Consider the following 14,516-nt stretch of genomic DNA (forward strand, 5'->3'; position numbering starts at 1 on the left):
TAATGGCTTATCGTTTAACTGCTAATTTATTTTGCCTGTAAAAATTGATTTATTTAATTAATCATTTTCCAGGCAGTTTTAAAAATTTTTTAGTTTAATCTCTAAAAAAAACTTATCGATGTCCATGTATATGGCCATTATAACCATAATCATCAATTCGTTCTTGATAATGGTTATAAGAGCGTCCTCGATAGTAGTAACGGGGATGACTACGATATCGATGATAATAACGATAATAAGAAGGTGCAGGTACTCTATAGGTTCGATAAGGTCTTTCAATGACTACAGTAGTTTCATTATGACCATGCATATTAACTGCATGTCTAAAGTTATATCCTAGTGATGCATGATGATATACGGTTGAACAAAATCCTAATGATGGCAACAGCAGTAAAATTAGAAAATAACGTTTCATAATACCTCCAGGCCATTAAAAGGACACAATGCAACTTACACTGTGTCCTTAGAATCAAGTTAATTATTTAGCTCGAACTTCCGCTTTTACTTGATTTTGAAGATAAGGAACTATTCTTACAGTTGTTTCAGAACGTGTGTAACCGGAATAAATATGGTAACCGCTAAAGGTAACAATATCTAAGTACATATCACGGTGACAGTAACCATAGTAGTATAAATCAATGTAATGTGGCGCTTCAAAACTATAAACATTAAAAGGTGCTAAAGTGCTACCATCATCAAAACGACCATACACTGTAACATTATCATAACTGTTATTAATAATTTCAATTTCGCAAAAACCAGGAGCCATTGCCTTTTTAGCAGCACTTACAGCTTCTGTTTTAAGCGCTTCAACTTTTGGATGCACATGGCGATTCTCTGCATAAGCAGTTGATAATAAACCTAAACAACAGGCAAGCAATAAAGATTTTACTTTCATAATTACCCCTTTTGTGTTAAAAACAAAAGGCATGGTAACAAAGGATACCATTTAGTCAATAGGTTTTTTTTCCGATCACATCTAATTTCTTTCTACTTCAACTCTTACCGAATTGTGATATATTAATGCATTCGTAGGTCAAGTATTCAAATCAGCTTTATTTTATTCCATTTAAAGTAAAAAGTTACATTAAACTTCTTCTAAAACTACTAGTGATAAGACAAGGTCGATTGAAAGAAGTGTTGAAAAGCGCTGTATGTATACGCAGCATATATAAATATATGAGCATTTTTTAAATGCACTTTTTTCGGCTAAGATTGCCCGTCAATGGCGATTTCCAAAGAAGCCTATTTTAAGTTTTAGACAGACACAAAATGATTGAAGCAACAAAATGTATAATAGTTAATTAACTTTAAGTGAGATTACCCTACGATGCAATGTAGAGCTTTACAGGTAGCACTAGAGAATTAAAACCTCCTGACTACATGCTTAGATAAAACTGAAAGGAATAAAAATGAAAAAGCGCATGACTATTATGATAATAGCATTGCTAGTTGTCTTTGGCGGTATCATTGCATTTAATTTTATTAAAGGAATAATGATTCAGCGTTTTGTTCGTCAATTCCAGGCTGTTCCAGTTACGGTTTCTTCTGTTAAAGTCATGCAAAAAAATTGGCAACCCAGTATTTCTGCTGTAGGTAATTTTGTTGCTGTAAATGGTGTAGAGATAAACTCAGAACAAGCAGGTCAAGTTGTTGCAATCCATTTTGAATCAGGACAGTATGTTGAAAAAGGCATGCCTTTAGTTGATCTAAATGATACTGTTGAACAAGCGCAATTGAAATTTGAACGAGCAAATAAAGAATTAAGAGAGGTCAGTTATAAACGCCAAGTTACACTATCTGGGCGCGGAGCTACACCTATTACGAGTGTCGATGAAGCTAAAGCCAACTTAGAACAAGCTCAGGCTAATGTTGAAAAAATTGAAGCGCAAATCAGAAACAAACATATTATCGCCCCTTTTTCTGGCAAACTTGGCATCCGGCAAATTAATCTTGGTCAATATGTTACACCTGGCCAAACTGCCATTGTTACATTACAGTCAATGGATCCCCTTTTCCTTGAATTTAATTTACCAGAACAATTTTTTAAAAAGTTACATTTAAGACAAAAAGTTCTATTAAGCCTAGAGGAATTTCCTAACTTACTTTTCCAGGGTGAAATTTCTGCCATTAACGCCAAGGTTGATCCCAACACTCATAATATTTTAGTTCAAGCGACTGTTCCTAATTGCCCAGCTCAAGCATTACAAACAATTAATAAAACAAAACTATTGACTGTAAAAAATGAAGAAAATGGCAACAAAAAGATTATACAATGCAACACAGATATAAATACCAAGAATCATATTAATCAGTTTGTTTTTATTCCAGGTATGTTTGCTGCAATTTATGTTGAGCAACCTTCCATTCCCAATGTATTAGTTCTACCTTCAACAGCAATTTCTTATAGTTTATATGGCAATTCAGTCTTTCTTATTGAAAAAACCGGCGAAAAAGATAAAGCTGGAAAAGATATTTTCCAGGCGAAACGTGTTTTTGTGGAAACAGGTGAGCAAGAAGGTAATTATACCATCATTAAAAATGGCCTAAAACCAGGCCAATTGGTAGTAGGTTCTGGCGAACTTAAATTACAAGACAGAGCACGAGTTATAATTAATAACGATATTAAACTAGATAACGTTGTTAATCCTGACTTATTAGGTCAGTAATGAAATTAAATTATTAGAATTTTTTAGGGAAACGGATGAATTTTACCGATATTTTTATTAAACGCCCCGTGTTAGCGACCGTGGTTAGTTTGTTAATTTTCTTATTCGGTTTAAATTCATTATTTACTATGCAAATTCGTCAGTATCCTCGTATGGATAATACCGTGATTACTATTACCACTAGTTACCCGGGTGCTGATGCTAGTCTCATTGCTGGCTTTATTACTACACCTTTAGAAGCTGCTGTTGCAAGTGCTGAAGGAATTGATTATATGACTTCTACTAGTGTCCAAGGTCTAAGCACAATCACCCTTACAATTAAATTAAATTTTAATCCTCAAGTTGCCTTTACCGATGTAATGAGTAAGGTTCAGCAGACCTTAAATCAATTACCTCCGCAGGCACAACAACCCATCATTATCAAAAGTTCTGATACATCAACACCTTTAATGTATATTAGCTTAGATAGTACTCAGATGACACCTCAGCAAATTACTGATTATGCTGTACGTGTAGTCCAACCACAGTTACAGACAGTTGATGGCGTTGCTCAAGCTCAGCTCCTCGGGGGAGCAACTTATTCTATGCGGATTTTTCTTAATCCGATGAAAATGGCGGCCCTACATGTTACACCTGCAGATGTGACAAATGTGCTGGCTCGTAATAGCTTCTTAACTGCAGCAGGAAATACTAAAGGAGAATATGTTGCTATTAACGTTAATGCTAATACTGATTTAAACAATACAGAAGAATTTAGTAAATTAATTGTTAGAGAAGATAAATCAGCACTTATTCGTTTAAGAGATATCGCTAAAGTAGAATTAGGATCACAAGATTATAACACTATCGTTACGTTTAACGGTAAGCAAGCCGTCTTTATTGCAATTACCCCTACTCCAACCGCTAACCCATTAACGGTAATTAGCCAAGTTAGAAAAAATTTTCCATCTATTGTTGCAAATTTTCCTCCAACATTAGGAGGGACTATTGTTTATGATGCCACTGATTTTATTAGAGCATCCATTAAAGAAGTGGTCATAACAATTATAGAAGCGGCTCTGATAGTCATTGTTGTTATTTTTCTCTTTTTAGGATCTATTCGTTCAGTCATTATTCCCGTTGTCACTATTCCTCTATCGTTAGTTGGGGTATGCACTTTGATGCTTTTTCTCGGGTACTCAATAAATTTACTTACCCTCCTTGCTTTTGTTTTAGCCATTGGTTTAGTTGTCGATGATGCGATTGTAGTTGTCGAAAATGTTCATCGACATTTAGAAGAAGGAAAAACACCTTTTCAGGCAGCAATGATTGGTGCACGAGAAATTGCAACGCCAGTCATTGCCATGACTATTACTTTAGCTGCTGTTTATGCACCTATTGGTTTTATGGGTGGCTTAACCGGCGCTCTTTTTAAAGAATTTGCATTTACATTAGCTAGTGCTGTTATTATTTCAGGCGTTATTGCACTCACCTTAACGCCAATGATGTGTTCTAAACTATTTTCTAATGAAATTAATACCGGACGATTTGTTCAATTCCTTGATAGAAAATTTAATTCTGCTAAAAATTATTATCAACGTAAGTTACATAGCCTCCTAGACACCCGCGCGATTATATTAGTTCTCGCTGTAGCTATTTTATTAATGCTACCTTATTTGTATTCCACAACCCCTAAAAAAATGGCTCCTGAAGAGGATCAAGGTTTCTTTTTTGTTGTTGCTACAGCACCTCAGTACGCTACAGTTAATTATGTTGCAGCTTTTACAAAATTATTTGATAAAATTTACAAGAGTTTTCCAGAAGCTGCGTATTATTTTAATATTAATTCAAGTAATCCGGTTTCCGGGATGGTTTTAAAACCGTGGGATCAGCGCAAGCGTACTCAATTTGCCCTAGAGCGACCTCTGCAAGATAAATTAGATCAAGTAACTGGTTTAAAAGCCTTTGCCATTATTCCTCCACCCTTACCAGGCGGTGGCGGTGGGACACCTATTCAATTCGTCATTAAAACAACCAATGATTTTCAAACATTATTTGAAATTTCTAATCAACTAATGGATAAGGCTCAAAAGAGTGGTTATTTTATTTTTCTTGATAATAGTCTTAAGTTTAACCGACCAGAAATTATATTGCAGATTAATCGCTCAAAAGCAGCGGACTTAGGTCTAGATATGCAAGATATAGGAAGTACCTTAACTAGTGCTTTATCTGGAAACTATGTAAATTACTTCAATTTACAAGGTCGAAGCTATCAAGTCATACCTCAACTCGATAGACGATATCGACTTTCCCCTCAACAATTAGAAAAAATCTATGTACGTTCTAAAAGTGGAACGATGGTTCCTTTATCAACTGTAGTTACACCTATAGAAAAGACTCAACCCAATTCAGTCACCCATTTTCAACAACTAAACTCAGCGACTATTCAAGGGGTCACTGTACCAGGTATTACGCTAGGTCAAGCATTAGAGTTTTTAGAAAATGAAGCAAAGGCTACTTTACCGCAAGGCTATACTTATGATTTTGGTGGTCAGTCACGGCAATATATTCAGGAAGGAACAGCCTTAATTCTTGCTTTTTTCTTCTCTATTATTATTATCTTTTTAGTCTTAGCAGCTCAATATGAAAGCTTTCGTGATCCTTTAATTATTTTAATAAGCGTACCCATGTCCATTTGTGGTGCATTAATACCTCTTAATGTAGGTGCTGCTTCTATTAATATTTATACTCAAGTTGGTTTAATTACCCTCATTGGCTTAATTAGCAAACATGGTATTTTAATTGTCGATTTTGCTAATCAACTGCAACGAGAAAAGAAACTAGATAAACGCATGGCAGTAGAAGAAGCAGCAGCAATTCGTTTAAGGCCAATTTTAATGACCACGGCAGCGATGGTTTTTGGTGTTTTTCCTTTATTAATTGCTAAAGGCGCAGGAGCAGTGAGCCGATTTGATATAGGACTTGTCATTTCTTCAGGTCTATTAATTGGCACGTTGTTTACCTTATTTGTTGTACCAGCCATGTATACTTATCTTGCGGCTGACCATAGGCATGAGGAAGCAAAAAAAGTAGACCTAGATGAAAACCCCGCGGGTTTCTTAAATACCTAATGTATTCTTAACTAGACTTCTTTGGGAACAGTTAGTGCTAAGTTGAAAAAACGCATTGTAGAGAAAGTACATAAGAATCCCCATCTACATGGGGACAGGCTTTGAAGCACTTTTTCAGTTAAGGCTGCCTTCAATGGCGGTTTCCGAAAAAGTCTATGAAACTTCTGTCGTCAATAACAATCAATACGTGTTAAAATCACCAGCCTTATGCATTATTAATTGATTACAGGCTATACCATGGATAAGACTTATTCTCCTCAAGCAATAGAGAAATTTCGTTACCAAGAATGGGAAAACCAGCACTTTTTCCAGCCCCAAGGTGAAGGCGCAGCGTACTGTATTATGTTGCCACCGCCTAACGTAACGGGCAGCTTACACATGGGCCATGGTTTTCAACATACGCTAATGGATATTTTAACTCGTTATCATCGTATGTTAGGTCATAAAACACTGTGGCAACCTGGTACAGACCATGCTGGTATTTCTACGCAGCTTGTAGTAGAACGTCAATTAGAAAGTAAAGGACTATTGCGTAAAGATATGACTAGAGAGCAATTTCTAGAGTATGTCTGGCATTGGAAAGAAGAGTCAGGCAACCAGATAACGTCACAAATGCGGCGTATTGGTTCTTCAGTAGATTGGCAACGTGAACGGTTTACTATGGATGAAGGTCTTTCAGCTGCTGTGCAGAAAGTCTTTGTTCAATTATATGATGAAGGTTTAATTTATCGAGGCACACGCTTAGTTAATTGGGATCCTAAATTAGGTACTGCTGTTTCAGACTTAGAGGTTATCTCACAGGAAGAAGATGGATTTTTATGGCACATTCGGTATCCCATTGTTGATTCAGATCATTTTATAGTTATCGCTACGACCCGGCCTGAAACCATGTTAGGGGACGTAGCCATTGCAGTGCATCCAGAAGATGAGCGTTATAAAAATTTAATTGGCAAGCATGTTAATCTTCCTCTTTGTGATCGACAAATACCCATTATCGCTGATACCTATGTTGATAAAGAATTCGGAACAGGTTGCGTAAAAATTACCCCGGCTCATGATTTTAATGATCATGAAGTTGGTAAACGCCACAATCTCACCGCGATTAATATTCTTACTAAAAAAGGGGCTATTAATAAAAATGCGCCGATTAAATATCAAGGTATGGATAGGTTTATTGCGCGTGAACAAATTATTAAAGATTTAACCGAGCTTAAGTTCCTAGTTAAAACTGAACCACATAAATTGAAGGTTCCGCGCGGGGAAAAATCAAATGTTGTTATTGAGCCATTATTAACAGACCAATGGTATGTAAAAACAAAACCATTAGCAGTGCCCGCTATAGAAGCCGTTAAAAAAGGGGAAATTCGCTTTATTCCAGAAACTTGGACTAAAACTTATTTTCAATGGATGGAAAACATTGAAGATTGGTGCATTAGTCGTCAACTTTGGTGGGGACATCGAATTCCAGCTTGGTATGATAATCATGGCCATATTTATGTTGGTTATAGTGAGAAAGATGTCCGTTTTAAATACTCTCTAGATGATGCTTTACCCTTAAAACAAGATGAAGATGTTTTAGACACTTGGTTTTCCTCAGCCCTGTGGCCTTTTTCAACTTTAGGATGGCCTGCACGAACACCTGAGCTTGAGCAATTTTATCCTACCTCCGTTCTGGTAACCGGGTTTGATATTATTTTCTTCTGGGTCGCTCGCATGATTATGATGGGTTTGAAATTTACAGGCAAAATCCCTTTTAAAGAAGTATTAATTACAGGCTTAATTCGCGATAGCGAAGGGCATAAGATGTCTAAATCAAAAGGAAATGTATTAGATCCTCTGGATATCGTTGATGGTATTGATCTTGATAGTTTGGTTGCTAAACGCACCTCTAATATGATGTTACCTTCTTTAAAAGATAAAATTGCTAAAGCGACGCGCAAGGAATTTCCTGAAGGAATTCCTGCTTTTGGAACTGACGCATTACGCTTTACTTTTTGTTCTCTTGCCTCGTTTGGTCGCAATGTACGCTTTGATTTAAATCGGGTTGAAGGCTATCGTAATTTTTGTAATAAATTATGGAACGCCGCTCGTTATGTTTTACTGCAAACAGAAGAACAAATTGATTTAGAAGATGGCGCCTTTCAATATAGTCTTCCTGATCAATGGATTTTATCTTCTTTACAACATACTATAGCCAGTTGTCACCATTACCTAGCCACTTATCGTTTTGATTTATTAGCACATACCTTATATGAGTTTGTTTGGCATGAATACTGTGACTGGTATTTAGAATTGTCTAAGCCTATTCTCTATGATTCACAAGCATTAGGTGCTATGAAACGTGGCACACGTAGAACATTAATTCATGTGTTGGATCAAATCTTAAAACTTCTACACCCTCTTATGCCTTTTATTACGGAAGAAATATGGCAACGGACTAGTAAGCTTACTAGTCAAAATAGCGAAAGTATTATGTTAAGTGCTTATCCCCAAGTTAATGAACAGCTCGTTAATAAAAATTTAGAAAACGAAATGAGTTGGATTAAAGATATTATTCAATCTATACGTACTATTCGTAGTGAGATGAGTATTTCTCCAGCCAAGTTAATTATGCTGCAGATTAAAAATGCAACTTCCCTAGAAAAGGAGCGCTTTAAGAATTATCAAGTCATCCTTATGGCACTAAGTAAATTAGCCAATATTCACTTTTTAGAAGATGGGGAAGAAGCACCTGTATCGGCTTCAGCAGTAGTTGGAGAACTTGAATTATTAATTCCCATGGCAGGACTTATTAATAAAGATGCAGAATTAGCTCGTTTAAATAAAGAGCTCGCCAAACTGGATAAAGATATCTCTTTAGCACAAGGTAAGCTTAATAATTCTAAATTCACGGATAAAGCGCCTGCTGAAATCATTAGTAAAGAGAAGGAAAAATTGGCGCAAGCAGAGCTTATTAAAGAAAAATTATTACAACATAAAATTACAATCGAAAAGCTCTGATTGCAGAGCTTTTCTTTGTGTATTTAATGTTAAGGATTCCAAAATGAACAAAACTTACCTTATAAAATATTAGCATATAGATAAATGACTCTAGGAAGCCTGATTAAATTAAAATTCCTAAGGCAAAACATCCGGCTGATTCCTTTTCGTATTAGTACTAGGCTCATTTTCAAAAGACAGATCATGATGAATTTGATTTTTAAGATCTTGCATACGTCCCATTTTAAAAAATATTTCAGCAGTTAAATATAAAGGCGCAATAAGCGCTTGCCAAAAATTATCAACCAATGCTGGACGCTTGCCTTCCATAAAATGGCCAACTAACTGTAATACCCAACCAAAAATAAAAAGAATAATAAACATCCATAAAGCGCCTCTGGTAGGCCCTGCCCAACTAACTAAATCAGCGACCCATACCATAAAAGTAAAAATTGGTACTAATACAAGTCCTAAACGCCAATTTAAAATTATATAATAAATAAGAATAAGAACGGTCAGAATATCAGAAACTCGAATATCCATCACCATAGGAACCACGATATGAAAAAAACCAAAAAAGATCATAAGTGAAAAAATAATAAGTGGTATACCTATAAGATGCGTATAAAAGGTAACCGGCTTTTGGTGATATTCAGAGTAAAACTGAGCTTGTTCAATAAATGATTTCATTTTTTTCATCCTGAAAATTTAAATTGTTTTCCATGCCAAATTTTAAAGCATATAAATAGTACATTAAATTAGTTGTATTAACTTCAAGCTATAAAATTATCTTTATAATAGGTTACGAAATATACATTTATTATTAATATTAAATTAGTATAAACATTGAGATTAACTTTATTAACTAGATTGTAGATACGCCCTTTCGGGCATATCTGTTTTTATAGACTCTACCATTCAAAATTCACTGCGGCGCTATAAGCAATTGAGTTATTACCAGTACTGGCAAGGCCGGCTTTGAGAGCAAAATTTTCTGACCTTCTATAACCCATGCCAACAGCAACAGCATTCTCACCACGATAACCTCCAACACCAATTGAAAGGTTGATTTTACCAACACCATATGGTTGAAATAATCCAGAAAGAGCAGAAGCAGAAGCAAGGCCTCTGTCAATTCTTCTGTCTAATTTTCTTACTATTCCTCTTAAATTAAAAATTTTATTTTCTAATTCATTTATTTTATTTGCACTTGATTCGACACGCTGTGCAACTTGATTTAATTGAAATACGTTTACAGCATCTGTATCCTCAACACCTGCTGCAACATTCACTAACTGTCTTGGTTGTAGATCATTACCTATGGAAACTGTATTAGCTCTAGTTGCTACCGAACCTTCACCAATTGCTACCGAGTTTAATGCTAAGGCCTGAGAATTCGCACCTAAAGCAGTAGAATTACTTCCTAATGCTTGCGCACCTACTCCGCTGGCTAAACTATTAATTCCAACCGCCTGAGCATTCGCGCCAGTCGCTGTTGCATTGTCATTTATAGCTTGAGCACCAGCACCAGTAACCGTGCTTAGATTACCTGCAGCGTTAGACAAAATACCTGAGGCAGTTGAGCCGACACCACTGGCCTGCGCACCAACACCTATCGCAGTTGAATTTACCCCTATGGCTTGTGCACCAGCACCAATTGCAGAAGCATTAGTTGCAGTTGCTTGAGCATTAGTACCGCTTGCTGTTGAACCGTCGCCACTAGCCTGCGCACCAGCACCACTAGCTGTAGCTAGATTACCTGAAGCATTAGCCAAAAAGCCTGAGGCTGTCGAGCCTATACCAGCTGCTTGCGCATTAGCCCCATTAGCTGTTGCATTATCAGCTAAAGCTTGGGCACCAGCACCAGTCGCCGTAGCTTGAACACCAGCTGCATTCGCAGCTGCTCCAGAAGCTGTTGAATTATCACCTAGAGCTTGAGCATTAGCGCCGGTTGCCGTAGCTTGAAAGCCAGCCGCATTTGACTCCGTTCCCACAGCTGTTGAGCTTACGCCGGCAGCTTGTGCATCAGATCCAATAGCAGTGGCATCTTCAGCTAGAGCTTGCGCATCAGCCCCAGTAGCGGTTGAAAAAACACCTGAGGCCTCTGCACGGGCACCAGTAGCTGTGGAGAAAACGCCTGAAGCATTAGATGAGACACCTGAAGCAGTTGAACCGATACCTGTCGCTTGTGAATTAACGCCAGTAGCGGTGGCTTCTTCTGCTAGGGCCTGCGCATTAGCCCCGCTAGCTGTTGAACTACCAGCCGTGGCCTGTGCGCCAGTACCTGTAGCAGTTGCTTGCACTCCTGAAGCATTCGCTTCAAAACCCGTGGCTGTAGATTGAGGACCTGCAGCATTGGAGTTAGAGCCTGTGGCTGTAGACCCTTCACCGCTAGCATTTGCAGCATTACCTGTCGCTGTTGCATCAGTCTGAGTCGCTTGCGCACCATTGCCTGTAGCCGTTGCATTTTCCCCTGAAGCATTTGCTTCAAAACCCGTGGCTGTAGATTGAGGACCTGCAGCATTGGAGTTAGAGCCTGTGGCTGTAGACCCTTCACCGCTAGCATTTGCAGCATTACCTGTCGCTGTTGCATCAGTATTAGTCGCTTGCGCACTGTTGCCTGTAGCCGTTGCTTGATCGCCTGAAGCATTAGCATCTGTACCTATGGCCACCGCATCAGCGCCAGTAGCAGTAGCGCCATCACCGATAGCTATAGGGGCAGCTAATATAAAAGAGCTTGGTGTTAATAAAGTTACAGCTATTGCAATTGAATAACATCGCCCTATGATTTTCATTACTCTCCCTAATATTACGACATAAAAATATAAATATGCCTTGTTTGAACTTTCTTAACAAGCACTTAGTTTTATAAATCAAATTTAACAGAAAACAAATTTTGCTAGCGTGCAGAATAAAACTGAACTTAGTTGGTAAACGATTTCAATTTTTTAACCTGAAAGTAAAATTATTTTTGTCTTAAATTTTAATACCAATAAAATATTATAGTACGCCAGTTATAAGCGATTACCATAAAGTAAGACACTAGTATTGTCTATATTACCTAATTTAAGACGTTGCTTTTAAGATTTCCTTAAGAATTCTATGTTAAAAAATTGGCAGTTTAAAAAATAATAAAGAAAGTCATGGAATTTTTAGATATTGCTGAAAAGATAATTCCTGGTTATTCTCTTTTATCCCTCGATGAACGGCTCACTTTTCAAGTAAGTGCTACGGGACAAGATTTTGTTACCTTAATAAAGAAAATTAAGAAAGATATAAGTCATCTTCAGCATTCTCTAAATCTATTTAATTTGCTTTTTTCATCTATAGAAAAAGAAAAAGAACAACTAGCAAATACCGTTAAAGAACAGATTAAATCATATAAAGTAAAAGCGAAAGAAGATAAAGCATTCCAATTAATAAAAGATAAATGCGATTTCCTTTTGTTAGTAGAAGACTTCCCTAAGTTAAATCGAGTTGAAGAAGCAAGACATCAACACATTATTAATCAAGTTTATTCACAAGCTTATCTGCATCATAAAATTGATTTAAAAAAACAACTAGAAGAAGCCAGAGGAGAGTTCAGTAAAATCTCTAACTGGCAAAATCAATCTAAGCTCAAAGAACTAGAACAGAAATATAAAGATGCTCAACAAACCTGGCTTGCAAACTTTGATAATGATTTAGAATTAGCTGAATTACGAAACAATTTCAATTTAGTTGAAATCAAGGAAAATCTCTTTCATTTAATTAAGTATTTTCATTTATTAAATTATCGAATTAATGCAGCTAACTCACAGACAGAAATTGAAAAATTATTAGCAGCCATTAATTTATCTAATAAAACGCCAGAAGAAATAAATAAATTAGAAAAAGAGCAATTAAGTTCTCTTATTTATTATTGTATGGACCAAATTAGCTTACACGACTTGCAATTTATTAATCTCAAACAATTTAATCTAAACCAAGCTGATTTAATTGCAAATGCTATTTTACAAGCATTTAATAATCATACAGAACTATCGATACATGAACTTTTACAACTTTATCATCAAAAACTAAAACACTACGTTGAAGAACAACTATTATTAATTAATAACCATTGGATACAAGAAGATAAGATTGATTCTAGATCAGCCTCAAATTCTTTATCTTATTTACTTTCTCATCCTTTCGTTAATCAAGCTAATGAATTTCTACGTCGTCTCTCCGATGCGCATGCCTTTATTCAAGCAACAGGTTTTGCTACTCAAAATGAAAGTTCATTTTTAGCTATTTTTGATTTCTATAATTATAATCGCGCTGCCAATCAGGTCGCCGAAGCAAAATCAATATTAACCAGCCTCTTTAGTCCTTTTTTACCTCTTTACACTGAGTATAAGGACATTGCCCTGCATGAAAAAAGTATTTTCTGGAAGCTATATCGTACTGTCATGCCGGTTATTATTGCGGTTAGTTTCATTGTTGTTATTGCTGCTTTATTATCTCCTTTAGGATTACCTGAACTCGCTTTTGCTGCCGTTTTTATACCTGCTTTATTTATTGGCGTGGCATTAGCTACTAAATACGTACAAGTAAAAGATAAAGTATATAATGGGCTACGAGAAGCTTACTATGGTGGCGCTTATGAAATACCTGAATTCCAGATTAATGAGCGTATGTTAGCGGCATTTGACAATTTTGATAAAGCCAAACTTGTCAGAGATTATTATATAGAAGCCATTAAAACATGTATTGAGTTAGATAAATTTTATCAATCTCATAAAGAGAAAGGAATTTTAACTACTGAACAAATTGTGGCACAAAAAGACAATGCTGCTCAGTTAAATCTCTTATATTTAGAGTGGTATGATATCCACAGTAATAACGAGTTAAGTTACACAGCTACGCCTGATATCATTTTTAAACGACTGAGAAATGAAAGTAAGAAAGAATATGAAGCATTAAAAGTGACATTCAATCAAGAGCTCAGTGAAATTAATGCAACTGTTGAGACAACGGTCAATGATTTAGAGAAAACATTAGATCCTAAACTACCCAAAATTCCTAAAAAAGAAACGTTTAAGCAAACATCACCAACGCTAGAGGTTCATTACACCCCAAAATTATTTAAACCTCGCTGCCTAACACACCAGCAAAAAGCACAAAAATATGCAGACCTTGCGGAACAACTTATTCAACCTAAAATAATCTAATAAAGTTTAGTTATATTCAGTAGCTCTTTTTAAGAATTTTATTCTAAAATCTAGTTAACAAATTTAGGAGCGAACATGATTAAGTATCTACATACCATGGTTAGGGTGACTAATTTAGATGCCTCCCTCGATTTTTATTGTAATAAACTAGGGCTCGTTGAAGTAAAACGAATAGAGAATCAACAAGGCCAATTTACTTTAGTATTCTTAGCCGCCCCGGGCGATCTGAACCAGGCTGAGCAATCTAAAGGCCCTATGCTTGAGTTAACTTATAATTGGGACAATCAAACTTACTCTGAAGGTCGTAACTTTGGACATCTCGCTTATTGTGTAGATAATATTTATGAAACTTGTGAACGTTTACAAGAAGCAGGCGTGGTAATTAATAGACCTCCTCGTGATGGTTATATGGCTTTTATACGCTCGCCTGATAATATTTCTATTGAATTATTACAAAAAGGCAACGCCCTACCCCAACAAGAGCCTTGGATGTCTGCACCTAACATTGGCCATTGGTAAAATAGTTTAAGCTATACACTTATAAATATAAGTGTTCGGGGAAG

Annotated in this window: 9 protein-coding genes; 5 read left to right on the forward strand and 4 right to left on the reverse strand. The window is 36.3% G+C overall.

What is annotated here, in order from left to right; translation table 11 throughout:
- Positions 1-112: 112 nt before the first annotated feature.
- The gene (locus E1P04_RS07140; protein WP_131782242.1) at positions 113-415 is read right to left on the reverse strand and encodes a hypothetical protein; all 303 of its coding nucleotides are present in this window, start codon (positions 413-415) and stop codon (positions 113-115) included.
- A 63-nt stretch (positions 416-478) separates the two neighbouring features.
- The gene (locus tag E1P04_RS07145) at positions 479-898 is read right to left on the reverse strand and encodes a hypothetical protein (RefSeq protein WP_131782243.1); all 420 of its coding nucleotides are present in this window, start codon (positions 896-898) and stop codon (positions 479-481) included.
- A 514-nt stretch (positions 899-1,412) separates the two neighbouring features.
- Here E1P04_RS07145 and E1P04_RS07150 point away from each other — a divergent pair.
- The 3 genes from E1P04_RS07150 (at position 1,413) to E1P04_RS07160 (ending at position 8,779) form a co-directional block, all read left to right on the forward strand.
- On the forward strand, positions 1,413-2,669 hold the full coding sequence (locus tag E1P04_RS07150; RefSeq protein WP_131782244.1) for an efflux RND transporter periplasmic adaptor subunit: 1,257 nt from the start codon (positions 1,413-1,415) through the stop codon (positions 2,667-2,669).
- Between the two features lie 35 nt (positions 2,670-2,704).
- On the forward strand, positions 2,705-5,779 hold the full coding sequence (locus E1P04_RS07155; protein WP_131782245.1) for an efflux RND transporter permease subunit: 3,075 nt from the start codon (positions 2,705-2,707) through the stop codon (positions 5,777-5,779).
- Positions 5,780-6,016: 237 nt separating this feature from the next.
- Positions 6,017-8,779 (forward strand): valine--tRNA ligase, encoded by a 2,763-nt coding sequence (locus E1P04_RS07160; protein ID WP_131782246.1) that lies wholly within the window; start codon positions 6,017-6,019, stop codon positions 8,777-8,779.
- A 117-nt stretch (positions 8,780-8,896) separates the two neighbouring features.
- Here E1P04_RS07160 and E1P04_RS07165 read toward each other — a convergent pair whose 3' ends face one another.
- Positions 8,897-9,448 (reverse strand): Mpo1 family 2-hydroxy fatty acid dioxygenase, encoded by a 552-nt coding sequence (locus E1P04_RS07165; protein WP_131782247.1) that lies wholly within the window; start codon positions 9,446-9,448, stop codon positions 8,897-8,899.
- 221 nt (positions 9,449-9,669) lie between these two features.
- Positions 9,670-11,553, reverse strand: coding sequence for a YadA family autotransporter adhesin (locus E1P04_RS07170; RefSeq protein WP_131782248.1), 1,884 nt, complete (start codon positions 11,551-11,553; stop codon positions 9,670-9,672).
- Positions 11,554-11,901: 348 nt separating this feature from the next.
- On the opposite strand from E1P04_RS07170, the gene E1P04_RS07175 reads away from it, so the two are divergent.
- Complete coding sequence (locus E1P04_RS07175; RefSeq protein ID WP_131782249.1) at positions 11,902-13,953, forward strand: hypothetical protein; 2,052 nt, start codon at positions 11,902-11,904, stop codon at positions 13,951-13,953.
- Positions 13,954-14,031: 78 nt separating this feature from the next.
- Positions 14,032-14,472: a VOC family protein gene (locus E1P04_RS07180; RefSeq protein ID WP_131782491.1), complete on the forward strand. Its 441-nt coding sequence runs from the start codon at positions 14,032-14,034 to the stop codon at positions 14,470-14,472.
- Positions 14,473-14,516: the final 44 nt, after the last annotated feature.

It is taken from the genome of Legionella gresilensis, assembly GCF_900639865.1.
GTDB lineage: Bacteria > Pseudomonadota > Gammaproteobacteria > Legionellales > Legionellaceae > Legionella_C > Legionella_C gresilensis.

Bases quoted from the DNA above. Each gene is read 5' to 3' on its own strand.
- E1P04_RS07140 (WP_131782242.1), bottom strand. From the start codon at position 415: ATGAAACGTTATTTTCTAATTTTACTGCTGTTGCCATCATTAGGATTT.
- E1P04_RS07145 (WP_131782243.1), bottom strand. From the start codon at position 898: ATGAAAGTAAAATCTTTATTGCTTGCCTGTTGTTTAGGTTTATTATCA.
- E1P04_RS07150 (WP_131782244.1), top strand. From the start codon at position 1,413: ATGAAAAAGCGCATGACTATTATGATAATAGCATTGCTAGTTGTCTTT.
- E1P04_RS07155 (WP_131782245.1), top strand. From the start codon at position 2,705: ATGAATTTTACCGATATTTTTATTAAACGCCCCGTGTTAGCGACCGTG.
- E1P04_RS07160 (WP_131782246.1), top strand. From the start codon at position 6,017: ATGGATAAGACTTATTCTCCTCAAGCAATAGAGAAATTTCGTTACCAA.
- E1P04_RS07165 (WP_131782247.1), bottom strand. From the start codon at position 9,448: ATGAAATCATTTATTGAACAAGCTCAGTTTTACTCTGAATATCACCAA.
- E1P04_RS07170 (WP_131782248.1), bottom strand. From the start codon at position 11,553: ATGAAAATCATAGGGCGATGTTATTCAATTGCAATAGCTGTAACTTTA.
- E1P04_RS07175 (WP_131782249.1), top strand. From the start codon at position 11,902: ATGGAATTTTTAGATATTGCTGAAAAGATAATTCCTGGTTATTCTCTT.